This window comes from Egibacteraceae bacterium, from assembly GCA_035540635.1.
GTDB lineage: Bacteria > Actinomycetota > Nitriliruptoria > Euzebyales > Egibacteraceae > DATLGH01.
Window position 1 is genome coordinate 95,902 of record DATLGH010000003.1, and the last position, 22,771, is coordinate 118,672.

At 73.0% G+C, this 22,771-nt stretch carries 28 protein-coding genes; 11 read left to right on the forward strand and 17 right to left on the reverse strand.

Annotation, left to right across the window (positions count from 1 at the left end; all coding sequences use genetic code 11):
- Window positions 1–42 precede the first annotated feature (42 nt).
- Window positions 43–510, forward strand: a complete 468-nt coding sequence (locus VM324_00755; GenBank protein ID HVL97808.1) for a DUF2243 domain-containing protein — start codon at window positions 43–45, stop codon at window positions 508–510.
- A 123-nt stretch (window positions 511–633) separates the two neighbouring features.
- The gene (locus VM324_00760) at window positions 634–1,722 is read left to right on the forward strand and encodes a potassium channel family protein (protein ID HVL97809.1); all 1,089 of its coding nucleotides are present in this window, start codon (window positions 634–636) and stop codon (window positions 1,720–1,722) included.
- Window positions 1,723–2,218: 496 nt separating this feature from the next.
- Here VM324_00760 and VM324_00765 read toward each other — a convergent pair whose 3' ends face one another.
- Window positions 2,219–2,680, reverse strand: a complete 462-nt coding sequence (locus tag VM324_00765; protein ID HVL97810.1) for a hypothetical protein — start codon at window positions 2,678–2,680, stop codon at window positions 2,219–2,221.
- Window positions 2,681–2,814: 134 nt separating this feature from the next.
- Between VM324_00765 and VM324_00770 the strand changes: the two genes are divergently transcribed.
- Window positions 2,815–3,354: a helix-turn-helix transcriptional regulator gene (locus VM324_00770; protein HVL97811.1), complete on the forward strand. Its 540-nt coding sequence runs from the start codon at window positions 2,815–2,817 to the stop codon at window positions 3,352–3,354.
- Between the two features lie 46 nt (window positions 3,355–3,400).
- Here VM324_00770 and VM324_00775 read toward each other — a convergent pair whose 3' ends face one another.
- The 3 genes from VM324_00775 to VM324_00785 form a co-directional block, all read right to left on the reverse strand.
- Window positions 3,401–3,814 (reverse strand): VOC family protein, encoded by a 414-nt coding sequence (locus VM324_00775; GenBank protein ID HVL97812.1) that lies wholly within the window; start codon window positions 3,812–3,814, stop codon window positions 3,401–3,403.
- A 77-nt stretch (window positions 3,815–3,891) separates the two neighbouring features.
- Entirely contained in the window at window positions 3,892–5,268 is a 1,377-nt protein-coding gene (locus tag VM324_00780) for a DUF6596 domain-containing protein (protein ID HVL97813.1), read from the reverse strand.
- Window positions 5,265–5,738, reverse strand: a complete 474-nt coding sequence (locus VM324_00785; GenBank protein HVL97814.1) for a YciI family protein — start codon at window positions 5,736–5,738, stop codon at window positions 5,265–5,267. The genes VM324_00780 and VM324_00785 overlap by 4 nt, the downstream gene beginning before the upstream one ends.
- Window positions 5,739–6,019: 281 nt before the next feature.
- Between VM324_00785 and VM324_00790 the strand changes: the two genes are divergently transcribed.
- From VM324_00790 to VM324_00805, 4 genes are read left to right on the forward strand one after another with little or no spacing between them, the layout of a single operon-like run.
- Window positions 6,020–6,415: a methyltransferase domain-containing protein gene (locus tag VM324_00790; GenBank protein HVL97815.1), complete on the forward strand. Its 396-nt coding sequence runs from the start codon at window positions 6,020–6,022 to the stop codon at window positions 6,413–6,415.
- Window positions 6,403–6,822 (forward strand): hypothetical protein, encoded by a 420-nt coding sequence (locus VM324_00795; protein ID HVL97816.1) that lies wholly within the window; start codon window positions 6,403–6,405, stop codon window positions 6,820–6,822. The genes VM324_00790 and VM324_00795 overlap by 13 nt, the downstream gene beginning before the upstream one ends.
- A complete protein-coding gene (locus tag VM324_00800; protein ID HVL97817.1) occupies window positions 6,819–6,983 on the forward strand; it encodes a hypothetical protein in 165 nt (54 codons plus the stop codon). Before VM324_00795 ends, VM324_00800 begins: the two co-directional genes overlap by 4 nt.
- A complete protein-coding gene (locus VM324_00805) occupies window positions 6,984–8,717 on the forward strand; it encodes a LuxR C-terminal-related transcriptional regulator (GenBank protein HVL97818.1) in 1,734 nt (577 codons plus the stop codon). It abuts the gene before it with no gap.
- Here the strand turns inward: VM324_00805 and VM324_00810 are convergent.
- The 12 genes from VM324_00810 to VM324_00865 form a co-directional block, all read right to left on the reverse strand.
- Window positions 8,687–9,037 carry a helix-turn-helix transcriptional regulator gene (locus tag VM324_00810; GenBank protein ID HVL97819.1) on the reverse strand — a complete coding sequence of 117 codons (351 nt, stop codon included), beginning with the start codon at window positions 9,035–9,037 and terminating at the stop codon, window positions 8,687–8,689. The two genes, VM324_00805 and VM324_00810, sit on opposite strands and share 31 nt — an antisense overlap.
- Complete coding sequence (locus VM324_00815; GenBank protein HVL97820.1) at window positions 9,004–9,357, reverse strand: hypothetical protein; 354 nt, start codon at window positions 9,355–9,357, stop codon at window positions 9,004–9,006. The genes VM324_00810 and VM324_00815 overlap by 34 nt, the downstream gene beginning before the upstream one ends.
- Before the next feature lie 690 nt (window positions 9,358–10,047).
- Window positions 10,048–10,914, reverse strand: a complete 867-nt coding sequence (locus VM324_00820) for a class I SAM-dependent methyltransferase (protein ID HVL97821.1) — start codon at window positions 10,912–10,914, stop codon at window positions 10,048–10,050.
- Window positions 10,914–11,465 carry a hypothetical protein gene (locus VM324_00825; GenBank protein HVL97822.1) on the reverse strand — a complete coding sequence of 184 codons (552 nt, stop codon included), beginning with the start codon at window positions 11,463–11,465 and terminating at the stop codon, window positions 10,914–10,916. The genes VM324_00820 and VM324_00825 overlap by 1 nt, the downstream gene beginning before the upstream one ends.
- 3 nt (window positions 11,466–11,468) lie before the next feature.
- Window positions 11,469–12,053, reverse strand: a complete 585-nt coding sequence (locus tag VM324_00830; protein ID HVL97823.1) for a hypothetical protein — start codon at window positions 12,051–12,053, stop codon at window positions 11,469–11,471.
- On the reverse strand, window positions 12,050–12,763 hold the full coding sequence (locus tag VM324_00835; GenBank protein HVL97824.1) for a hypothetical protein: 714 nt from the start codon (window positions 12,761–12,763) through the stop codon (window positions 12,050–12,052). The genes VM324_00830 and VM324_00835 overlap by 4 nt, the downstream gene beginning before the upstream one ends.
- Before the next feature lie 3 nt (window positions 12,764–12,766).
- Window positions 12,767–13,189 (reverse strand): hypothetical protein, encoded by a 423-nt coding sequence (locus VM324_00840; protein HVL97825.1) that lies wholly within the window; start codon window positions 13,187–13,189, stop codon window positions 12,767–12,769.
- 54 nt (window positions 13,190–13,243) lie between these two features.
- Window positions 13,244–13,801, reverse strand: a complete 558-nt coding sequence (locus VM324_00845) for a hypothetical protein (protein ID HVL97826.1) — start codon at window positions 13,799–13,801, stop codon at window positions 13,244–13,246.
- Entirely contained in the window at window positions 13,791–14,789 is a 999-nt protein-coding gene (locus VM324_00850; protein HVL97827.1) for a hypothetical protein, read from the reverse strand. Before VM324_00850 ends, VM324_00845 begins: the two co-directional genes overlap by 11 nt.
- Window positions 14,786–15,352, reverse strand: coding sequence for a hypothetical protein (locus VM324_00855; GenBank protein HVL97828.1), 567 nt, complete (start codon window positions 15,350–15,352; stop codon window positions 14,786–14,788). The genes VM324_00850 and VM324_00855 overlap by 4 nt, the downstream gene beginning before the upstream one ends.
- A complete protein-coding gene (locus VM324_00860) occupies window positions 15,349–15,861 on the reverse strand; it encodes a hypothetical protein (GenBank protein HVL97829.1) in 513 nt (170 codons plus the stop codon). The genes VM324_00855 and VM324_00860 overlap by 4 nt, the downstream gene beginning before the upstream one ends.
- A 16-nt stretch (window positions 15,862–15,877) precedes the next feature.
- Window positions 15,878–16,918, reverse strand: coding sequence for a polyprenyl synthetase family protein (locus VM324_00865; protein HVL97830.1), 1,041 nt, complete (start codon window positions 16,916–16,918; stop codon window positions 15,878–15,880).
- Window positions 16,919–17,284: 366 nt separating this feature from the next.
- Between VM324_00865 and VM324_00870 the strand changes: the two genes are divergently transcribed.
- Window positions 17,285–17,407, forward strand: coding sequence for a hypothetical protein (locus VM324_00870; protein HVL97831.1), 123 nt, complete (start codon window positions 17,285–17,287; stop codon window positions 17,405–17,407).
- A 269-nt stretch (window positions 17,408–17,676) separates the two neighbouring features.
- On the opposite strand, the gene VM324_00875 is transcribed toward VM324_00870, so the two are convergent.
- Complete coding sequence (locus VM324_00875) at window positions 17,677–19,083, reverse strand: FAD-binding oxidoreductase (protein HVL97832.1); 1,407 nt, start codon at window positions 19,081–19,083, stop codon at window positions 17,677–17,679.
- A 413-nt stretch (window positions 19,084–19,496) separates the two neighbouring features.
- Between VM324_00875 and VM324_00880 the strand changes: the two genes are divergently transcribed.
- The 3 genes from VM324_00880 to VM324_00890 all read left to right on the forward strand — a co-directional run bounded on the left by VM324_00880 (window position 19,497) and on the right by VM324_00890 (window position 22,765).
- The gene (locus VM324_00880; protein HVL97833.1) at window positions 19,497–20,486 is read left to right on the forward strand and encodes a thioesterase domain-containing protein; all 990 of its coding nucleotides are present in this window, start codon (window positions 19,497–19,499) and stop codon (window positions 20,484–20,486) included.
- Entirely contained in the window at window positions 20,483–21,304 is an 822-nt protein-coding gene (locus tag VM324_00885; GenBank protein HVL97834.1) for a 4'-phosphopantetheinyl transferase superfamily protein, read from the forward strand. The genes VM324_00880 and VM324_00885 overlap by 4 nt, the downstream gene beginning before the upstream one ends.
- Window positions 21,305–22,180: 876 nt before the next feature.
- On the forward strand, window positions 22,181–22,765 hold the full coding sequence (locus tag VM324_00890; protein ID HVL97835.1) for a vitamin K epoxide reductase family protein: 585 nt from the start codon (window positions 22,181–22,183) through the stop codon (window positions 22,763–22,765).
- The last annotated feature ends 6 nt before the right edge of the window (window positions 22,766–22,771 follow it).

Consider the following 22,771-nt stretch of genomic DNA (forward strand, 5'->3'; position numbering starts at 1 on the left):
ACCGGGACACACCCACCACGGGCGTTCGTCGGAGGTTCGCTCGTGCTGGGCTTCGGCCTTGGCGGGCTCGTCGACGGCATCGTCCTCCACCAGGTCCTGCAGTGGCACAACCTTGTGAGCGGCCAGGTGGCGAACACCACCCTGGCGGGACTGCGGACGAACCTGTTCTGGGACGGGGTGTTCCACCTCACGACCACCGCGCTCGTCGTCGCCGGCTTCCTGGCGCTCTGGCGGGCGTGGCAGGGCCCCCGCCACGCCGGCGGCGATCTGCGCGCCCTGCTCGGACTCGTGCTCGTCGGCTGGGGCGCGTTCCACGTCGTCGACCAGTTCGTGTTCCACCTGCTGCTCGGGCTCCACGACATCCGCGACGACGCGCCCAACGTCGGGCTGTACAACTGGGGGTTCTTCGCCGTCGGCGTGGCCCTCGCCGGGCTCGGCACGCTGCTGTGGAGGAGGGCGGCACGAGCGGGGTCGCGGCCGGGTGAGCGCCTGCGGGAAACACCGCGATGATCCTCGCGACGAGGTTCGACCCTAGCGCGAACGGGGAACCGACCGGCTACGGGCCGCCGACCGAGGAGTGATGACCGTGGCCGCGACCGTCTCGGGGCGCCGCGGCGTGGGAGCGTAGCGGCGATGGACGCGCTCGCCGTCCTGGCGCTCCTCGCCGGTGGCGTCGTCGCGGTCGCCGTGGCCCTGGACGTCTTCTTCACCGTCATCCACCCCGACATCGAGGGACCGATCGCACGGTTCGTCCAGCGGGGGGTGTGGGAGGCGTTCGCCGGGGCGGCCCGCGGATGGAGGGCGCGGCGCCGGGGCATCCTCGCGATGGCCGGCCCCGCGATCATCGCTACGACGTTCTTCGTCTGGGTGGCGCTGTTCATCCTCGGCTTCGCGCTCATGTTCTACAGCGGTTTCGCCTGGTACCGCAGCGAACCAGAGCTCGGTGGCCTCACCTTCGTCGACGCGCTGTACTTCTCGGGCATCACCGTCACCGTGCTCGGCTACGGCGACATCACGCCCCTGCACGGGGCCTACAAGGTGCTCTCCTTCGTCGCGTCCGGTTCGGGTTTTGCGCTCCTCACCGGCGCGGTCACCTACCTGATCGAGGTGACGAGCAGCGTGGACGAGCGCTCCCGGTTCGCTCTGCGGGTCCAGGACGAGTCGGGAGGGCAGGCGCAGGGCGTCGGGTTCGTGCTCTCGGGCATGGAGTCGGGCGACGTGTCCTACCTCCGCAGTCGCCTCGAGGACCTCGCCGCCCACGTGCGCCTCGTGCAGGACAAGGCGCACCGCTATGCGATGGTGGCGCTGTACTACCGCTCACGGAATCCGGTGTACGACTTCGAGCCGGCGGTGCGACTCACGGCCGAGGCCGCGGCCGCGGCCCACGTGCTCACGCAGGATCCCGTCTGGGCGGGTGCCGCGCCCTCCGTGCGCCACCTCGAGGCGGGCGTCAGCCGGTTGATGCGCACCGTCGCCGAGCAGTACCTCGGTGACGACACCGCCGAGCGGGTCAGGCGGGCACCGGCCACGGAGGCCGACCACGAGCTCCTGCACCGCGTCGCCGAGCACCTGCGGGGCGCGGGGGCCAACGTGAACGGCGGCACGGTGGACCCGGCGCTGCGCCTGGCGGCGCGTTCGCGGGTCTTCCTGCGCGGCATGGACCGCATCACCGCCTGGACCGAGGAGAGCAAGGCAGCGCTGGCTGTGCCGGAACGCCTGTGAGTGAGCGGGCCGCAGCGTCGCGCTCCTCGCCGCCGCCTCGTTGACGGGGGCCTCAGGCAAGCGGCGGTGAAGACGCCGTGGTCGCCGGGGTGCTGCTCGCCACCGGGCCGGTGGTCCGCGCTCCTGCTCGCCGTGCCGTTGATTCGGCCGCCCCCGTGCGGCTGCCGCCGTCGCCGTCCCGAGGCCCGGGACCGTCTGCGGCTGGCGAGGGCGTGGCGGAGCGCCCGGTTGCTTCACGCGGGCGCGTCGGCGACTACGTCGCCTGGCAGACAGCCGGTGCGGCGCTGTGGTGCGCGTGGCTCCTGCTGGGCCTGTGACGCCGACCGAGCGCGAACGCCGAAGCGCCCCCGACCGAAGGGCGGGGGCGCTTCGGGGAGAACCGTCGTCAGCGCTGAGCGGTCTGACGCTCAGGTGTCGTGCGGTCAGTCGTCGCGCGCGTCAGGCGCTGGTGCTTGCACCGCTCGGCCGCGGGTGCATCCACCGGTAGCGGTCACGGTCAGCGGTCCCGGCCGCCTCGGAGGAGCCCGACGCCGAGGAGGAGCAGACCTACGGCCACGAGCGGCGCGCCGACGAACGCGAGGAGGATGAACCGGTTCGGCTCTGCCGCGTCCGGGGACAGCACCGACAGGAAGAAGGCGGCGGGAAGCAGGATGGCGCCGGCGGGGATGGCGTGCCGGACGAACCCGCGCAGCCGTGCCGGCAGGCGGCACTCGTCGACGTAGCGCAGGGCGACGAGCGCGAGGATGAGCAGGACCCCGGCGTGCGCATGCCCTGCCCGCCACAGTTCCCGGCGCAGGGGGTTCTCCGCGTACGCCGGATCGCTGAGCAGCAGTCGCAGCAAGCTCACACCGCCGTAGACGACGGTTGGGAAGACGACGAGCAGCGTGCCGGCGAGCCGGCGGGACTCCTGGCTGAGGCCGGAGGGGGTTGGGGTCGGTGCGGGGGCCGCCCGGTCCATGTCAAGCCCTTCGTCGGTCAAGGGGTGACGGGCCGCCGAAAGGAACGCCGCCGTACCGTCCACTGTGGACGGTCTCCGTTCATGGTAGACATACCACAGTGGACGGTCAAGAGGATCTTTTGGAAGGTGCCGCGATGGCTGACAGACCGCTGAACGCGACCGCCGCCTCCCTGCTCGGCTTCCTCCACTTCGGCCCGCAGACGGGATGGGACCTCCTGAAGATCGCCGAGGCGCTGATCGGTGACTTCTGGTCGCTGACCCGCAGCCAGGTCTACCGTGAGCTCGCCGCCATGGCCGAGCGCGGCCTCGTCGAGGCCGGCCCCGCCGGACCCCGGGACCGCCGACCGTACGCCCTCACCGGGCAGGGGCGTGCGGCCTTCGCCTCCTGGGTCCGCCAGGAGCCCGGTCCCGAGACCATCCGCTTCCCCCTGCTCCTCACCGTCACCTTCGGCCGCCACCTTCCGGGGGAGCAGCTGGCCGCCATACTCGAGGAGCACCGCCGGCGGCACGCCGCCCGTCTCGCCGACTACGAGGCCCGCAGGCGACGGCTCGACGACGCGGACGCCGACCCCTACGCCCTCGCCACCCTCGACTTCGGTCTGCACTACGAGCGCGCGGTGCTCGACTGGTTCGCCGGACTGCCCGACGTGCTCTTCCCGGAGCGGCCAGGGTGAACCCCGAGCGTCACATCACTCGCTATCGACAATCGCTACGTGTACGTCAGCCCTGCGGTTCGCTGATGTTGACCATCCAGTGGACACCGAACTGGTCGACGCACATGCCGAACTCGTCGCCCCACACCTGCTTCTCCAGCGGCATCGTGACGGTGCCGCCGCCGGACAGCTTGTCCCAGTAGCCACGCAGCTCGTCGGCCTCGTCACCGCTGAGGCTGATCGCGATGTTGCTGCCGGGGTTGTGCTCCATGCCGGCCGGGAGGTCAGAGGCCATCAGCGTGAAACCCCGGTCCGTCTCGAGCAGGGCGTGCATGACCTTGTCCGCCTCGGGCGAGTCCGGCTGGCCGAACTCGCCGAACGTGCTCACCGTCAAGGCGCCGCCGAAGACGCTCCTGTAGAACTCCATCGCCTGCCGGGCGTTGTCGGGGAAGTTGAGGTACGGGTTGAGGCGGGCGGGCATCGTGACTCCTTTGCGTTCGTCGTCGCTTTGCTCCAGGGGCGCTCGCTCCGAGCGCGGCAGCCGGCTCGAAGGGTGCCTCACCGGTCTAGACGGTGGGGCAAGCGCCGGCTCATCGTGGCGGCCGTCTTTCCTGCCCCCACGGCGCTCGGGGCGATGGGCATCGGCGGAGGCGGCCGCGCGCTGCAGCAGGACGGCGCGTTCGCGGTCGTTGCGGGTGAGCGCCGCGGCCCGCGCGAACTCGCCTCGCGCCTCGTCGTGACGGTCGAGCTTCGCGAGCAGGTCGCCGCGGACGCTCGGCAGCAGGTGGTAGCCCTGCAGCGCGGGCACCCCGGCCAGCGTGTCGACGACAGCCAGACCGTCGGCGGGACCGGAGGCCATGGCGACGGCGACTGCGCGGTTGAGTTCGACGACGGGCGATGCCGTCCGGTCGGCGAGCGCGGCGTAGAGCTCGGCGATGCGCGACCAGTCGGTGTCTTCCGGCGTGCGCGCGCGTGCGTGGCAGGCGGCGATCGCCGCCTGCAGCGTGTAGGTGCCGGGCACGCCGGCGAGCGCCTCGGCGCGCTCGAGGGGGCCAGGCCGCGGCGGATGAGCAGGCGGTCCCACCGGGCCCGGTCCTGGTCGCCGAGGAGGATCCCCTCGCCGCCGGGTCCGACCCGCGCGCGCAGGCGTGAAGCCTGCAGCTCCATCAGCGCGACGAGGCCGTGGACCTCGGGCTCCCCAGGCAGCAGCCCGGCGACGATCCGGCCGAGGCGCAGGGCCTCCTCGCACAGTTGGGGGCGGATCCACTGCTCACCGGCCGTGGCGGCGTAGCCCTCGTTGAAGATGAGGTAGACGACCTCGAGCACCGACGGCAGCCGGTCGGCCAGCTCGTCACCACGGGGCACCGCGAACCGCACCCGCTTCTCCGCGAGCGAGCGCTTCTCGCGGACGATGCGCTGCGCGACCGTCGCCTGGGCGACGAGGAACGTCCGGGCGATCTCGTCCGTGCGCAGCCCGCCCAGCAGCCGCAGGGTCAGCGCGACCCGTCCCTCGGCCGCCAGCACGGGGTGGCAGGCCATGAACACGAGCCGCAACAGGTCGTCGCCGATGTCGTCGACCGCGTCGACGAGGTCGTCCTCGGCGCCGTGCTGGCGGAGCTCGAGGTCCCGGCCGAGCTCGGTGACCTTGCGCTCGAGCCGCGCGTTGCGGCGGAACTGGTCGATCGCGCGGCGGCAGGCGACCGCCATGAGCCAGGCGCCGGGGTTGTCGGGGACGCCTGACTGCGGCCACCGCTCGAGCGCGGCCACGAGCGCCTCCTGAGCGAGCTCCTCGGCCAGGCCGATGTCGCGGACCTTGCGCGTCAGCGCCGCGACGAGCCGCGCCGACTCGATCCTCCAGACCGCCTCGACGGTGCGGTGCGCCGAGGCGTGGGGCCCACCGCCGGGGCGGGAAGAAGGATGATCGGCAGCCGTCACGGCGACCGATCAAACCACTTCCGCCGCCCGGCTGCAGTCGGGGCGCCCGGGCTGCTCCTGCTGCCGCGCACCTCCTCGCGCAGGCGCTCCTCCTGCTCCCGCAGCTCGGGCGTGAACGCCTCGCCGAAGTCCTCGGCCTCGAACACCGGCCGGATCTCGATCTCGGTGTGCACCCCTTCGGGGTTGGGGACGCGCTTGACCCACTCGATCGCCTCCTCCAGCGACGAGACCTGCCACAGCCAGTAGCCGGCGATCAGCTCCTTCGACTCGGTGAAGGGCCCGTCGACCACCGTGGTTCTCGGACCGTCGAAGCGCACACGGGCGCCCTTGGCGCTTGGCTGCAGCCCCTCACCGTCGAGCATGACGCCCGCCTTGACGAGCTCATCGTTGAAGTTGCCCATCGCCGCGAGCAGTCCCTCGCTGGGCAGCTTCCCGGCCTCGCTGTCCTCGGTCGCCTTCATCAGCACCATGACGCGCATCCTGGTTTCCTCCTGGTCCGTTGGCCTGCCGCCCCGCCTTCGACGTGGCTCGGGCGTCGCTTCTACCCATGCGTCGAGCAACGCTGGCTCAGATCGATACCTCGGGAGAAAGAAAGCTCACTGCCGTGCAATCAGGGTTCCCCAGGGCGCCTGGGCCTCGAGGTCATGGTGAGAACGCACCATCCGCCGGCCGTCCGCGGATGGTGCGTTCGCGCGAAGCTGGCGGCCGCCGTCCTCGTTACGGTGTGGACGACCCAGATGAGGAGGGCGCCATGTCCAGCACCGCGGAGACGTTCGAGCTGACCCGGGAACAGGCGGAGTTCTACGAGGCCAGGTTCGTGCCGGCCCTGTTCGCCGAGTGGGCGCCGCTGCTCGTCGACGCGGCCGCAGTCTGCCCGGGCAGCTCGGTGCTCGACGTGGCGTGCGGCACCGGCGTCGTTGCTCGTACCGCCGCCGCACGCGTCGGCGAGGAGGGCAGGGTCGTGGGCGTCGACCGGTCTCAGGGGATGCTGGAGGTCGCGGGCCAGCTCGCACCTCAGGCGCAGTTCCGCCTCGCAGACGCCGAACAGCTGCCGTTCGAGGACGGGTCGTTCGACATGGTGCTGTGCCAGGCTGGGCTCATGTTCTTCTCTGACCCGGCGCCGCGCTGGCGGAGATGGCCCGCGTAATCACGCCCCAGGGGACTGTGGGTGTCCAGGTGTGGGGCCGGCTGGAGTCCAGCCTCGGCTACCTGCCGTTCGTGGAGGTCGCCAGCCGCCACGCCGGTCGCGAGGCCATCGGCCTACTGACCACCTACTTCGTGCACGGCGACCTCGACCGGCTGAAGGAGCTGTTCGCCACGGCGGGACTGGAGGTGACAGCGACGACCACGCGGCTGGGCGCGATGCGTTTCGACTCCATCGACGAGTTCGTCACCATCGAGGTGGAAAGCACCCCGCTGGGTGGCATGCTCGACGACGCCACCCTGGAGGCCATCCGCGCCGACGCCCGCCAGGCTCTGGACCGGTTCGTCACGGACGGCGGCGTGTCGGTGCCGATAGAGGGCCACATCGTGGTCGCCCGGCGGGCCGGATGACCGCGATCCATGCCGTCTACCGCCCGCGCCACGGGCTGTCCGAGCCCGCGCGGCAGATCTTCGTCGGCTCCGGACCGCTGAATGTCCTGGGATACGGGCCCTACGAGGCGCTGCTTGCCGACCACGGTCTGTCCTTCGCACGCCGACAGTGGGTATGCTGATTGCCCGCTACCGGCGTCGAGCCTACGCTGCCTGCCAGCGGGAAGCGTTCGACGTCGGGGAGGTGGCTGGTCATCGCCGGCACCGCGGCACATGACCCGCTCACGGGAAGGGCGGGTCCCGCCGCCGCGTGGCGGGAGGCCTACGCGCGGCTGGCGTCGCGCGACCGTGCCTCTCTCACCGCCGCCGAGCTCGACACCCTCGCAGAGGCCCTGTTCTGGATGGACCGGCCTGTCGATTCCGTCGGGGTGCGCCGCGACGCCTACGCCGCCCACGTCGCCGCCGGCGACTCCGACGGGGCGGCGATGGCGGCGTGGCAGCTGTACTACGAGCACGCGCTCGTCGGCGAGCTCGCGGTCGCCAGCGGCTGGCTCGAGCGCGCGTGCGAGCACGTCGGCGCCCGTGACGGGTCGGTGGTCGACGGTTTCGTCGCCGTCGCCGAGGCCGACCGCGACCATCTCGAGGGCCGGCTCGACGACGCGCTCGCATGCGCCGGTCGGGCCGTGGCCATCGGGCGGACCAGCGGCGACCGGGATCTGCTTGCCATGGCGTTGCAGACCAAGGGCCGGCTCCTCGTGGCCCTGGATCGGGCCGCCGAGGGGATCTCCCTGCTCGACGAGGCCATGGTCGCCGTCATCAACGGCGAGCTCAGCCTGCTGTTCACCGGGTGGGTGTACTGCTCGGTGCTCGGCGTCTGCCACGACATCGCCGACCTGCGACGCGCCGCGGAGTGGACCGACGCAGCCCTGCGCTGGTGCGAGACCGTGAACGAGGGTCTGCTCTACCCCGGTCTGTGCCGCATCCACCGGGTCGAGCTCGCCTGCCTGACCGGCGCCTGGAGCACCGCCGAGGCCGAAGCGCGTCGGGCCTGCGACGAGCTGCTCTCCCACGACCCGCGCTACGCCGGCGAGGCGGTCTACCTGGCGGCCGAGCTTACCCGCCTGCGCGGTGACCTCGACGCCGCCGAGGCCGCCTTCCAGCGCGCGCACGCGCTCGGCCGCGAGCCACAACCCGGACTCGCGCTCGTGTGGCTCGCACAGGGCCGTGGCGCTGCCGCCGTCGCCGCGCTGCGCCTGGCGCTGCAGCCGGGCCCGTCAGCGCCCCTGGCGCGGTCGGCTCTGCTGGCCGCGCTCGTCGAGGCCGAGATCGCCGCCGGTGACCTCGACCATGCCGAGGAGGCTCTCCACGGGCTCGCCGCCGTGGCGCAGCGGACCGCCAGCCCCTACCTGGAGGCCACCGCCGCCGCGGCAGACGGCCTGGTCCGGCTCGCCCGCGGCGATGCCGCAGGGGCGCTGCTGCAGCTGCGCCGCGCGCGCGCGCTGCTGCAGGACCTGGCGATGCCCTACGAGGCGGCCCGCGTGCAGGTGGCGATCGGCATGGCCTGCGACCGTGCCGGCGACCGCGGTACCGCTGAGCTCGAATTGCGCGCCGCGGAGGCCACCTTCGCCCGCCTCGGCGCCCGCGCGGACCACGAGCGGGCACGTGGCCTGCTCGGCCAGACGCCGGCGTTGGGACCGCTCACGCCGCGCGAGGCGGAGGTCCTCCGCCTCGTCGCCCAGGGCCGCACGAACCGGCAGATCGCCACGGACTTGGTGATCAGCGAGCACACCGTCTCCCGACACCTCACGAACATGTTCACCAAGCTGGGCGTGACCTCACGAGCGGGCGCTACCGCCTACGCCTACGAGCACCACCTCGTCCCAGGTCAGGCTTCACCTCGGCCGTCCTCGGCGTGAGGTGTCCCTCCGCCACAGGCGGGAAGACCGTGGGCGGAGGCAGCCAGGATCCTCCGCCCTCTACATTGCGGATCGGCACGCACGACACCTGGGCACGCGGGACGGGCGGGACGAGCAGCCAAGATTCCCGCGCCCGCGCGGGAAAACCGGCTGCGGACGCCGGTCTTGTCGAACACGGCCTTCAGGTGCTGCTGGACGGTGTGGGGCGACACGAAGAGGTGCCGGGCGATGTCGGCGGTGGAGGCGCCCTGCAGCACGAGGCGGGTCACGTCCTGCTCCCGCTCGGTCAGTCCGTAGACATACATGCGCAGCGGCGCCATGCGGGCAGGGTGGGCGGGTCCCCGTCGGGCAGCTCGGCCAGCCAGCGCTCGACGCCGGGGGTGACCGAGTCGACCTCCCACCGGTCGGTCAGCACGAGGAGCCCGGGTGCGTCGGGCCGGTCGGGCTCGGTGGCCTCGCCGAGAAGCAGCCCCCGGCGCGCACCTTCCGCCAGGTAGGGCGCCACGCCCTGCACGAACGTGACCTCCTGCTCGTCGAACAGCGCCTGCCCCGGCTCGCGGTACAGGCCGACGGCCCCCCACACCTGGCCGTCGGCGGAGCGCAGCGCCGCGATGAGCTCCTGGTCGCCGCCGAGGGCCATGCTTTCGTGCCACCGCGGGCTGCGGCTCGGGGGTCGCCGCCGGTGGCCTCGTGCAGCGTCGAGACGCCACGCGCGGAGCGGGCCTCGTGCGGCAGCTGGGGCACGCCCTCGCCGAAGTGGCTGGTGATGAGCAGGGAGGCGGGATCCAGCGTGAACCAGCAGGGGGCCAGCCAGTGGGGCACTGCGCGTGCGAGCACCTCGGAGGAGGCGCGCCAGAACGACACCAGGTCGTTCCCCTCGCCGGCCAGGCGCGCAATCGCTTCCGTCGCCCGCTCCGCGGTGTGCGCTCTCATCCAGTCCAGGCTAGGAGGACCCCGTGGCCCGGTGGGTGACGCCGGACCCGGCGCGTCGCGCCGCCATGCTGCGGGGATTCTTCTCCGTGGTGGTCGACGTCTCCCTGCGCCACGACGAGGTCTACGTCGACGGGGACCGCTGCGGGGCGGCGTTGTGGTGGCCACCCGGCGTCTCCCTCGTCGAGCCCGCCGAGGAGGAGCACTTCGCCCAGCGCATGCGGGAGGCGGTCGGGGCGGACGCCGACCGCATCTTTCAGGCCATGGCCATCGCGGACGAAGGGCAGCCGGACACGCCGTGGGCCGTGCTCGGCTTCCTCGGCGTCGTGCCCGAGCGGCAAGGGCCGCGGGCTAGGCAGCGCGCTCATTGCCCCGAGGCGGAAGCACCCGCCCGGGTAGGTCATCCCGCCTCGCCGCCGCCCGCCTCCGCGGGCGCCCGCTGGGCGAGGACGAGCCCGAAGCCGGGCAGCACCTCGCGCCAGGAGGCGCGGGCGAACCCGGCGTCGGCCAGCAGCCCACGGAACTCGTCGGGGGTGTGGAAGCCGACCCATCCGGGGTCGGTCCGGCGGGCCAGGGGGGCGCTCGCGGCGTTGTACCAGGCGGGTCCCGGGTCGACGATGGCGTAGATGCCTCCGGGCCGCAGGCTCTCCCGCACGGCCGCGGCCGTTCGCGCGGGCTCCGGGAAGTGGTGGTGGGCGAGGCAGGTGAACGCGGCGTCGAAGGCGCCGGCGAACGTTGGCGGGAGGTCCCCGGCGTCGGCCTGAAAAAAGGCGGTGTGGTCGAGCCCGTGCGCGCGTGCGGCGCGGTGCGCGGTGACGACCATGCCCGCGGCGAGGTCGACGCCGACGACCTCGCCGCGCGGTACGAGACCGGCGAGGCGCTGCAGCTCGCGACCCGGGCCGCACCCGAGGTCGAGCACCCGCGCGTCCGACGGGAGCAGCGGGGCCAGCACGTCGAGCGCCTCGTCGACGATGGGGCGGGAGAAGGGCTGGACGTACGCCTCGTAGATCTCCGCCATCTGGTCGAAGGCGGCGACGAGGTGGTCGTGGCGGCTCCCGCCGTCGAGCACCACCGGGTCCGGGCACGCGACCGAGAACCGCGGTCCGAGCCCCGGCCGGGGCACGGAGACGGGGTCCTCGCCCGTCACACGGCTGCGCAGCCCGAGGGTCCGCTTCAGCGCCTGCGCGGGGTACAGCACCGTGGCGGCGTACGACCACATCGCGCCGACGAGGACGCCGCCAGCGACGGGGTCGTGGCCGTCCGCCATCACCCGGCCGCGTCGGGCCGGCGCCGCACGACGATGGGCACCGGCGTGGCCGTGAGCCCCGGGATGGTCAGCTCGCCGCGGTAGCTGCGGTCGGCTTTCAGGTCCTCGCCGATGATCGCGGTCACCCGGACGAGCATCTGCTGGCCGGGTTCGAGGGTGACGACGGCGGGCTCGAACGCGAGCGGCGGGCGCACCTCGGCGCCGTCCTCGTCGGTGAACGCCGACGCCGCCACCGGGGCGGAGACCGGCCCGTCGAGATCGTTCTCGACCAAGAACACGCCGAGGGCGGAGCCGCCCGCCTCGGCTTCCAGGACCATCGCGGCGACGGCCGGCGACTCCTCCGGGCGGGTCCGCTGGGGTGCCCGGGCCGGCGTCCCGCGAGCGGCCATGGAGCGAAGGTCGCCGAGGCGCACGGGCAGCCGCAGGTCGTCGGCGAGCTGGCGCAGCGTCCGCAGGTAGTCCACCGTGAGCTGCCCGAGCGCGCTGTAGTAGCGGGCGTTGGCCTCGGTGGCCCGGCGCACCGCCTCCTCAAGCGACAGCGCTTCCGCCACCGGTCAGCCCTGCCTCGGGCCCGAACCGCAGGGACGCTGGCAGTAGAAGTGGTCGTACCAGTGGTGCACCTGGTCGGCGCAGTCGTCGACGCTGACCTCGTGGCACGAGTCGCCTCCGCGCCGGATGGTCGACACGGTCCAGCGGAGCACGTGCACGCGGCACCCGCGCACCCACACCGTGTGCGTGCGGTCTCCGGACGCCGCGTCGGTGGGTACGGCGGCCGACACGACGAACGTGGCGTCCTCGTACGGGTCGATCGTGGCCTTGGCGGGGTCGACCGTGACGCCGCTGCCCTTGACGTCGACGCCGACGGCCTGGGACGCCGGGCCGCAGTTCGTCACGGTGATGCGCAGGACGGCGGTGCCCCCGGGGCACACGTGGCTGCGCACGGGCCCTAGTCGCCGCGGATACCAGCACGGGTCGGGGATCTCGCAGCCGCAGCCGCCGGCCGCCCGCGCGAGCAGGGCGCCCGGGTCGGGCAGCACCACGCCCGACAGCAGGTCGCGTCCCAGGCGGGCGCTCCTCGTCAGCAGGTCGCCGACGGCCTCGGCCGCGCCGGCGAGCGTCGTGGGGCGCGTGGTGGTCATCGCGGCTGCTCCTTCGGTGGGGCCGGCTCCGCCTCGACGGTGATGGCGTAGGTCCAGCCGGCCAGGTGCCAGATGGCCGTGTAGGTGCGCCCGGGCTGCAGCCGGTCCGAGGCGCTCAGCGTGAGGGCGATCTCCGCCACGCCGCCGGGCTCGACGGGTCCTGCACCCTGGTCGACGCCGATGCGCAGCAGGCCGCCGTGCTCGCCGGCGAGGCCGTCCATCAGCCGGTCGAGGCGCGCGCTGCCCTTCGCCTTGTCGTCGCGGAGCGCCCCCCCGATGGCACGGTCTGCGCCGTCCACGGGGAAGAGGCCGACCGCGTCCGCGCGGGGCACCTCGACGGCGACGTTGCCCTCGTTCACGAGGGTCAGGCGCTCGGTCGCGCGTCCACCCGGCGCGACGCGGAGGCGCAGCTGCGCCGGGTACAGCTCGACCGCGCGGTTCGGCTCCACCTCGACGACCGCCGGGTAGCGCTCCTCCCCCGCCGTCAGGGTCCCCTCGTACATGCCCGCGGGGGTCGTCGTCGGCAGGGTGAGGCGCACGAGCGTGCCGGGGCCGCTCGGGGCTAGGAGGACGGCGACCGCCTCGGGGTCGGGCAGGTCGACCTCGAGCGCGAACGACGCCTCGCCGAGCGCGAGGGGGACGAAGGCCTCCACGGCGTCGGGCAGTCCCCGGAAGCGCAGCGGCCCGGTCCGGTTGGTCGCCGTGGCCATGGGTCAGCCCTCTCCGGGCTGCTCTGGGCCTGCGGGCTGGTCGACGTCGAGAACGCGGGTCCGGCTGGGCCCGCAGCGCTCGCAGGGATTCGGCCGGTAGGGCTCGGTGATGACCTGCGCCTCGCCGCACAGGCGCAGCGCGAGCAGTGGCAGTCCGAGCACCGACAAGCCGACGGTGAAGTCGGCCGGCAGGTGCCCGCGGATCGAGGGGAGCTCCTTGATGCGCAGGGACGCGTCGAGGGGGGTGAGCGTGAGCGTCACCGGGTTGACGGTCACGGGGTTGAGGGTGACCGGGTCCACGCCCAGGCGGATCTTCGGGAGGGTGTCGACGTTGATGTGGAAGGTGCTGGGGATGCCGCTCACGCTGACGGGCCCTATGGGCCCGGTGATCTTGCTCACGAACGGCTGTGGGATGCTCACACCCACCGGGCTTCCTTTCCCCGGGACGTCACCGCATCGTCCTCCGTGCCGGAATGTCCGTCAAGGCCGGGGTGGGTCGTCGCCGTCGGGGAGCAGGTCGAGGCGCTCGAGCAGCCTGTCCTCCGCCTCGGCACGGCCGCCCGGGTACCGCGTCGGGGGCCGCGGCGCGGGAGCGGTCGGGCGCCCCGCCCGACCGGGGTCCGAGCGGAAGTCGCGGGCCAGGTCCTGCAGCGCGGGGCTGCGGGCCGATGCGTCGAGGAGGATCTCGATCGCCTGGAGCATCCGCACCGCGGCCTCGTCGGAGGCCTGCACGCGCAGGCGGCCGGTGAGGACCGCCTCCGTGACCTCGAGGTAGCCGTCGAGCAGGTGGAGCACCGTGGCCCGGTCGGTGGCGCCGTGCCCGTCGGGCTGCGCCCCCGCCGCGGCGGGCGCGGCGACGAGGCCGGCGGCCGTGAACGCCACGTCGACGGTCTCGTCGTCGAGGGTGATGCGCGCCTGCCGGGAGCCCACGACCGCACGCAGGCGCGCGAGCGCCGCCGCGTCCGCGTCGCCGAGGCGCCGCACGAGCTCGCCGACGTACTCCCCCAGCGTCCGGTGGGGCGGGCCGTCAGTCGACATGCTCGAAGACCCCCAGACCCTCGGCGGACAGCTCCGTCCCGCCAACCCGCCCGCGGCAGCGGAACGTGCCGGGCAGCTCGTGGATGAACCCGTACCCGCGCCGGACGGGGTCGGCCGCGATGATCTGCCCCGCCCCGTCGACGCGGAAGTCGACGGCCACGTCGTCCCCGCCCTCGCGCGCCTCGATGCGCACGGACGCGGGCAGGTCGGGGGCCGCGCGGTCCTGGTGCAGCGCGGCCATCGCGCCGGGCAGCCGGCGCAGCGGCGCGGTCCAGCGGCCGTGCCTGCGCACCGTCACGCTCGACCCGACGAACGTCCGGCGGATCCCCGGCGCCCGCACGAGCAGGAGCGGGCGCCCGGGGCGGCGACGGGCCCGGTCGGTGGTGCGGGCGAGCACGATCGCCGGACCCTCGGGGGCGAGGAAGCTCCCCCAGTCCCAGCCGAGGTCCTCGCCCCAGTGCCAGCGGCCCCAGTTGTGGTCGTGGTAGCCGCTGGCTGCCTCGAGCGCCAGCGTCCGGTCGCCGACGCGGACGGTGCCGGAGACGGCCAGCCGCGGCACGGCGTACCAGGCCACCCACCCGGGGCCGAGTGGCATCGGCGCGTCGGCGACGTGGGCGGGGCCGACGGCCACGCCGGTGACGCGCACGTCCACCGCGTCGTCGCGCAGGCGGAGGGCGGCGTGCACCCGCCCCGTCGCGTGGTCGACGCCGAGCGCGGCGTCCTCGAGCGCGATGCTCGCCGTGCCGAGCGTCGCCGCGGCGGCCTCGCGCACGATCACGCCTCCCGCCCAGCCGGCCCCCGGCAGGTGGACGAGCCCGGCGGCGGCGACCCGGGAGCGCGGGTCCCGGGGCGGCCCGTGCAGCGACACGTTCACCAGGCCGACGGCGCCGGCTGCGTGGTCGAACACGTTGAGGTGCAGCCACTCCTTGTACGCGGCGGCTGCGGGGTCGGTCGGGTGCGGCGGGCGGAGGGGGTCGAGCGGGATCACCGCAGCAGGGGGCCCGACGCGAGGCCGGGTGCGCCACCGCCGGGGCGCACGCCCCGCGACGGCAGCGTCGGCGCGGCGATCGCCTCGACGGCCCGGCTGACCTCGACGCCGAACGCCCACATGCCGAGGAGGTAGTCGGCGAACGTGGCGGGTGCCGGCGCGTCGTCCGTCTCCGCCCGCTCGGCGGGCAGCGGCAGGAGGGCGAGGGTCTCCTCGAGGTCGTCGGCCAGCAGGAGGGCGAGGTCGTTGCGGAGGTGGTCGAGCACCGGGCTCGGCGGCGCCTCCGCCATGCGGTCGATGCCCAGCGCCGCCCACACGGCCTCGCCGTTGCCCCCGATCCGGCCGGCGGTGATGGCCTCGTGCAGCCGCGCGCCCTCGGTCGAGCGCGCCACCTCCCGTCCGAGCGCGGCGAAGCCCGCGGTCAGCGAGCCGACCGCGTCGGCGCCCGACATCAGCCGCAGGCTCGCGAGGCGTGCGGCCAGCGACGCGACGAGGCTGACGGTCGTCCGCCCCGCCTCGCCGGGCACGTCGACGAGCAGGGCGCGGGGGGCATCGTCGGTCACGCGCGAGCCTCCGTCGCGGGGTCGGCGGCGGGCTGCTCGGGCTCGACGTGCAGCCGCAGCGCGACGCCGGCGCTGCGGAAGCCGGGCAGGAGCAGGGCCCCGGAGTAGGTGCCGGCGGGCAGGTCGGCCGGGAGGGGCAGGCCGACCGCCATCGTCGCGACCTCGTCGGGGGCCAGGAGCAGCGACGGCGGGTCGATCTGCGCGTCGGGGAACCAGGTCGTGCCGTCGGGCGTGACGAGGGGGGATACGGTCGGGCTGACCATGCAGTGCGCCCGCTGGCGGTTCTCGATCTCGACCTCGACGCGGACGTCGCTCCCGGCGGAACCGGCCGCCTCGAGCGGCGCCCCGTCGGGCCGCAGGACCGTGCCGGGCACCGGTGGCGCGACCGCCGCCTGCATCCGCCGGAGGTAGCGCAGGGTCTCCTCCGCCAGGCGCGCCTGGAAGTCCGCCTGCAGCCGCAGGAGGTCGTGGAGTGGCCCGCCGTCGTCGTCCGAGGGCTCGTTGGTCACGCGCAAGGGCTCGGCCTCATCTCATCCGCTCGATCACATAGTGCAGCATCTCGCGCAGGAACCGGCGGTCGTCCGAGTCGGGGGCGGACCCGAGCGCGCGGGCATCGGCCTCGAGCGCCCGCTCGCTGTACTCGCGGGCGATCCTGCGCCCGTGCCCGAGCGAGCCCGCCGCGACCATGGCGCGCAGCAGCCAGGCCACCTCGTCGGCGGGCTTCGCCTTGCGGGGGGTGTGCAGCAGCGTGAGCGCCCGGTCCCGGTCATCCGGTCCGGCGGTGCGGACGAAGTGCAGGAGCATCACGGTGCGCTTGCCCTCCAGCAGGTCCCCCGCGATCTCCTTGCCGTACAGCACCTCGTCGGCTTCGAGGTTCAGCAGGTCGTCCTGGACCTGGAACGCGATGCCGGCGAGGGAGCCCAGCTCGACGAGCGGCAGGAGCTCCTCGTCCAGCGGCGCTTCGGGCCCGGGCGGGCTGCCACAGATGACGCCGATACGCAGCGGTGCGATGACCGTGTACCAGCAGGTCTTCTTGTAGGCCATGCGCACGTAGGAGCGGTCCGTGAGGTCGAAGCGGTGCTCGGCGATCCAGCCCAGCTCGAGCGCCTGTCCCTCGGCGGACTCGCGCGCCATGCGCTCGACCTCGCGGAGCACGAGCAGCGCCTTGCGCATGCCGATCGCCGACACGTTCTCGAGCAGCGGGCCCATGGCGAGCACGTTCGTCGCGTCCCCCACGTTGACGGCCACGGGCGCCCCGTGCGAGCGCAGCATCGTGATCTTGCCCCGCCGGAACTCCGAGCCGTCCTCCACGTCGTCGTGCAGGAGGAAGGCGTTGTGGAACAGCTCGAGGGCGGTCGCCGACAGCAGGGCCTGCTCGGTGCGCCCGCCGACCGCGCGGCACGCGGCGAAGCAGATGGCCGGGCGCAGGCCCTTGCCCTCGCGGAAGGGGTAGTCGGCGAGGAGGTCGTAGAGCGGCCCGTACCCGGTACGCCGGCGCTCGGCGAAGATGCGCTCGAGCTCGGCCAGCACGTCGCGCCGGGCGTCGCCCAGCACCCGTTCGATCAAGGCCACGTCGTACGCCACTGACCCTCCCGGCGGCCCGCCGAGCCACCCCGGCCGGCGAACGGTTCAGTGTGGGCGGGGTCCGCCCCGCCCGCAAGGCGAGCCGTCCAAGAAGGTGCCGCAGGCGAACAGTCGATTCGGCGAGCACGCCGGCGGCAACGCAGTGCAGCGGAGTGTTGACATCCCGCCCGGCCAGGCGGATGGTAAGGTCGCCGGGGGTTGCGGCGAGGGGCCCAAGCGGGAGGTGAACAGCATGGCGAAGCTGCTGTTTGCAGGAACTTCCGCCTCCGACGATCCCACCCGTGCTGCCCTGCCCTTCCTCGGGGCGAAGGGTGGCGGGAATCGGGCCACGAGGCGGAGATCTTCCTCATGGGAGAGGCCGTGTACCTGATGAAGACGGAGGTCGCCGACGCCTGCAACCCGGTCGGCTGGCCGAACGTTGGTGAAGTACTTCGCGAGGTCGTCGACAACGGCGTCCCCGTGTACGTCTGAGGGGGCTGCGCAGCTGCCCGTGCGGTGGCCGAAGCAGACCTTGAAGGCAAGAACGCTCAGTTCACGAGTCCGGCCGAGTTCGCAGACCACTGCGCGCAGGCCGACAACGTCATCACAATCTGAGCTGGTCCTCCCCGCCCGCTCCCGGTCCACCTCCGTCAACCTGCGAGCGCCTGAACACGGTTCCGGGACAAGTGAGAGGGGAGCCCAACAGGCCCTTCGCCTGCGTGGTTGCCCCATCCACCCGCGCCGGGTGTCGCTCGCCAGCATCATGATTCTGGTGGGATGTTCTGGTTGACACGGAAGATGTTGTCAGGGTCCCATCTCCGTTTGAGGGCCTGGAGGCGGGCGAACGTCTTGCTGCCATAGGCGTGCTGGACGCGGCTGTGCCCCTCATCCCCGAGGAAGTTGACGTAGACACCGCCGGCCGATGCGGTCTGGGCCTCTTCGAACAGTGCGTGCGTATGGGCTGTGTGCAGCGGTGACTGCGCGGGATCGACCCATCGGGTGTTGACGTTGAGCACGAAGGGGGCGTGCCGGTGAGAGTAGGCGGTCTCCGCCTCGCCGACACGGGCGACGGCGCCGCCCATGGTGGCGATCTTGAAGTCGGACAGCGGAGAGGTGTGCGACACGGCGTAGCGCGCGAGGACGTCGACGATGTCATCGTCGAGGTTCGCGAGATACTCAGCCTTCCAGTAGTTGCAGAAGCCCGGCTCCCAGCTGGCGTCGAACATCGCCTGAAAGTCTGCGTAGGACCGTATCGTCAGGGCGTCGGCCGCCGGTTGACCGAAGGCGCGCAGCGGCGCGAGCGCGGCTTGACCCTCCTCGATTGGCCCGGCGTAACAGGCTGCAAGGGCGATGATGGGACGGCCGTAGAGCTCGGCGGGCAGGAACGGGACACGAGGAGCGGTGCGGCAGACGGCGATGACCGTCAGGGCGTCATCAGCCTCGGGAGCGAACTCGCGGAACAGGCGCAGGACGTCTCGGGCCTGATCGGCCGGCCAGACCACCAGCCCGCACAGCACCCGTGGGCCGACCCGATGGAGCCGGAACTCGAACGACGTCACGATGCCGAAGTTGCCGCCGCCGCCGCGCAATCCCCACAGCAAGTCCTGGTTCTCGCGGCTGCAAGCACGCACGATCCGACCTTCTGCGGTGAGCAGGTCGGCGGCGACCAGGTTGTCGCAGGCGAGGCCGAAGGCGCGCTGCAGCCAGCCGATGCCTCCGCCAAGGGTCAGCCCGGCGACCCCGGTCGTGGACATGATCCCGAGCGTGGTCGCAAGGCCATGCTCTTGCGCCTGTCGGTCGAACTCGGCCCCTACGGCACCGGGTCCTACCACAGCAAGGCGGCGCGCAGGGTCGACGGACACCGACGCCATGGGCCGCAGGTCGAGCACCACCCCGCCGTCGCACGTCCCGAACCCAGCGACGTTGTGGCCACCTGCCCGCACCGCAACCACAAGTCCACGTTCTACGGCGAAGGCAAGCCCCCGCTTGACGTCCCTGACGTCCCGGCAGCGCACGATCGCGGCGGGACGCCGGTCAATGCTGCCGTTCCATACCCTGCGGGCTTGGTCGTAGCGAGGATCCGGCGGGCGGATGACCTCGCCCCGGATGTGGCGCGCCAGGACGTCGAGGTCCCGGTGGCTGACCTGGTGCCTGGTTTCGGTCGACATGCTCGCCCTCCAGCCAGCTGCGATACGTGGACCCTGCTCTCACCATCGACCCGTCTCTTGCTCAGGGCCAGTGAAGGATCTGTACTAGGAGATGCTGGAGACGAACGCGGGTGGGAGGCGACGGTGGGCGAGTACGGGCAGTTCTGTCCGGTGGCCAAGGCCGCCGAGGTGCTGGATCAACGATGGACGCTGCTGGTCGTTCGGGAGCTCGTCGCTGGCAGCACGCGGTTCAACGACATCCATCGGGGGGTCCCGCGCATGTCGCGGACCTTGCTGTCGCAACGGCTGAAACAGCTCGTCCGGCAAGGACTGGTCGAGCGCCGGGAGGACGACGAGGGTCCGGTGTACCACCTCAGCGACGCGGGGCATGAGCTCCACGAGGTCATAGAGGTTCTTGGCAAGTGGGGCATTCGGTGGATGAACTCCCTCGGCGGACAGGACCTCGACCCCGCACTGCTGGTCTGGGACATGTCATCGCCCAGGTCGAGCGGGCGTTCGGACGCCAGCTGCCCGTGTCGAGCCTCCTCGAGGGGCGCACGATCGAGCGGCTGGCGTGCCTGCTGCGCGACGAGCCCGCCGCCCGCTCACCCCTCGTGGCGATCCACCCGCGCGGTGCGCACCCGCCGGTCTTCTGGGTGCATCCGCTCAGCGGAACCGTGTACTGCTACGTCGAGCTCGCCGAGGCCCTGGGCGACGACCGGCCGTGCTTCGGCCTTCAGGCCACCGGCTTCGCCGGAGGGAAACCCCAGACGCGCATCGAGGACATGGCCCGCCGCTACGTGCAGGAGGTGCAGCGCCTGCAGCCCGCGGGGCCCTACCGGCTGGGCGGCTGGTCGATGGGCGGGGTGGTCGCCTTCGAGATGGCGCGTCAGCTGGAGGAGCGCGGCGAGCGGGTGGCGCTGCTCGCCCTGCTCGACCCGGCGCCCCCCGGCGCCGGCGCGGACGGCGACGACAGCGCCGCCGGAGAGCCGCTGCTGGGCTTCGTGCAGCACCTGGGGCTGTGGCCGGACGACCTCACCGTGTTCGGCAGTGGCTTGTCGCAGCTCGACCCGTCCGAGCAGCTCGCCTGCGTGCTCGAGCAGGCCCGGCGGGCGGGACTCGTGCCACCGGACCTCGAGGTGTCGGAGCTCGACCGGCAGCTGGCCGTGTTCACGAGCAACCTGGAGGCGATGCGCCACTACGCCCCGGCCCCCTACACCGGCCGGGTCACGCTCGTGGAGGCCGCCGGCTCACGGCACGGGCGCGCGATGCACGGGGCCCGCTGGGACGACCTCGCGCTCGGTGGGCTCGTCCGGCACACCGTTCCCGGCGACCACTCCACGATGCTCCGCCGGCCTCACGTGGGCGTGCTCGCCGAGCGTCTGACCGCTTGTCTCCACGAGACGGGCGCGAGCACGCCATGAGCCCGCGCGTCGCGCGAGCAGACGGGTGGGTCCGCCGGGGCGGTGCGGCCGGGCTGGCCCTGGTGGACGGCGACGTGCACGTATGGCTCGCCGACCTCGACCAACCGGCCTGGCCCCTGCTGCGGCTTGCCGACACGCTGTCGCCCGACGAGCGGGAGCGCGCGGAGCGCCTGCGCTTCCCCCGCGACCAGCGGCGCTTCACGGTCGCGAGAGGGGTGCTGCGCACGCTGCTCGCCGGCTACGTGCATCATGAGCCCGCGGCGGTGCGGCTGCGCTACGGGCCTCGGGGCAAGCCCGAGCTCGCCACGCCCTCGGGTGGCCCGCCGATCCGCTTCAACTCCTCACGTTCGCAGGGGCATGCGCTCTACGCCTTCGCGCGAGGCAGGCGCGTCGGCGTCGACCTCGAGGCGCTTCGCGCGGTGCCCGAGGCTGCGGCGATCGCCGAACGGTGGTTGCCCGTCCGTGAGCGGGACGCGGTGCTCGCCACCCCGCCCGACCGGCGGGACGAGGCGTTCCTGCGGAGCTGGACCTGCACGGAGGCGTATGTGAAGGCGCTGGGCGTGGGGCTCGTCGACGACCTCGAAGACATCGGGGCACCGCTCACCGTGGCGACCCTGCCGACCCGCCGGGTCGCCGGTGGAGACGTGGGGGGGAGCGCCGGCTGGTCGCTGGAGGCGCTGCCCCCCGTCGACGGCTACGTCGCGGCGCTCGTGGTCGAGGCGGAAGACCACCGGCTGCGCTGCTGGGTCCTCGACGCTGCCGGCACCGCCGCCGTGTCCCCTATCCGGCGCGGCAGACGAAGTCGAGCTCGTAGGTAAGGTCGAAGCCGTCCTGGTAAACGGTGCCGTGACCGGTGGCCGGCAGCGTGTTCGACGCCTGTCGACGACCGTGAGCCTCGCGACCGTGACCGGTGAGGGCCCCACCTGGCCGCGTCCTTGTATGCGCAGGTTGATCGTGCCGACCCCGCAGCCTTCCCAGCGCCCCGGTGAACACGCCGGTCCCCTACTGGACCCGACCGTTCTGGTGGACGACGCCTCGAACCTCTTCCGCGAAGGTGCCCGCGTGGGTCGGGAGAGGTCGACCGTACGGACGTCGGTGGAGTCGATCGCGGCGCGGAGATCCCTCGACCGCCTCGGGTTGCAGGGCGGTGTCGACGGCGACGGCGATGTCGCCAGCGCGTAGCGGGACGAGCGACACGGAGTCCAGTGGCGACACCATCTGCACCGCATCACCGAGACCCCTTCGCCGAGCACGCGACCAGCGCGTACGTCGTGAACGCGCAGCATCGGCTTCGATGTCGCCACCCGCCATCGGCGTCGTGGCGTCCTTGACCCGCGGGCGCCCGAAGCCGACCGTCGGGCTGCGCTGCGAGCTGGATGTGCTGCCCATCAACGAGGACCGCGGGGTGGGGTACGACTCCACCCATCCTGGCTCGATGCATTCCTGCGACCACGACGGGCACATGGCCGTGCTGCTCGGAGCGACCGCCGTCCTTGCCGAGAAGGAGGGGTCGACGGCAGCGTGCGCGTCGTCTGCCAACCGGCCGAGGAGCCAGCCGGCCGCGACGTGCAGGCGACGATCCACGACGGACTCCTCGAGCGAAGGCAACGCAGGTTGCGGACGTCGTTCCTCCCACCGACGGCGGGGTATGGCCTTGTTCGCAGACGACGTTTTGAGGTTTTGGAGGTGCGCGCATGAGGATCCGCAAGCGACCGGCAGGCCCCCCCGCTGCCAGTGTCCGTCCCCCGCGCTCAGGCGTCGGTCGCGGTTCCTCATCCGCCGCCGAGGCGGTGTCGGACGCCCTGCGCCGCGGTGAGAGCCCGCACCTCACCGGCCGTCGACGTGTCGCGTTGCTGCAGATCATCGGCGCAGGTGCGCTGGGTGTCGTTGGCCTGTACCAGTTCGGGCTCCTCCGGCGGGTGCCCGAGCCCTCGCTTCCCGGCTTGGACGCGGATGCCGTCGATGCCTCCGGCGAGGCATATGAGCTGCTACGAACCCCTGACAGCGCGCTGGGCATCGCCAGCGCCGGCGTGACGCTCGCGCTGGCGGGGATGGGCGGGGTCGACCGGGCCGAGGAGCAGCCGCTCCTGCCGCTGACGCTGTTCGCCAAGACGGTCGTGGACGCCCTCGGGGCGCTGTACCTGACCGCCGAGCAGCTCACGAGACACCGCAAGGTCTGCTCGTGGTGCTCGGTCAGCGCGGCAGCGCTTCTCGCCAGCGTTCCCGCTGCTTGGCCCGAAGCGCGGGCGGCACTCAGGTCCCTTCGGGACCGCCGCTGAACCCGA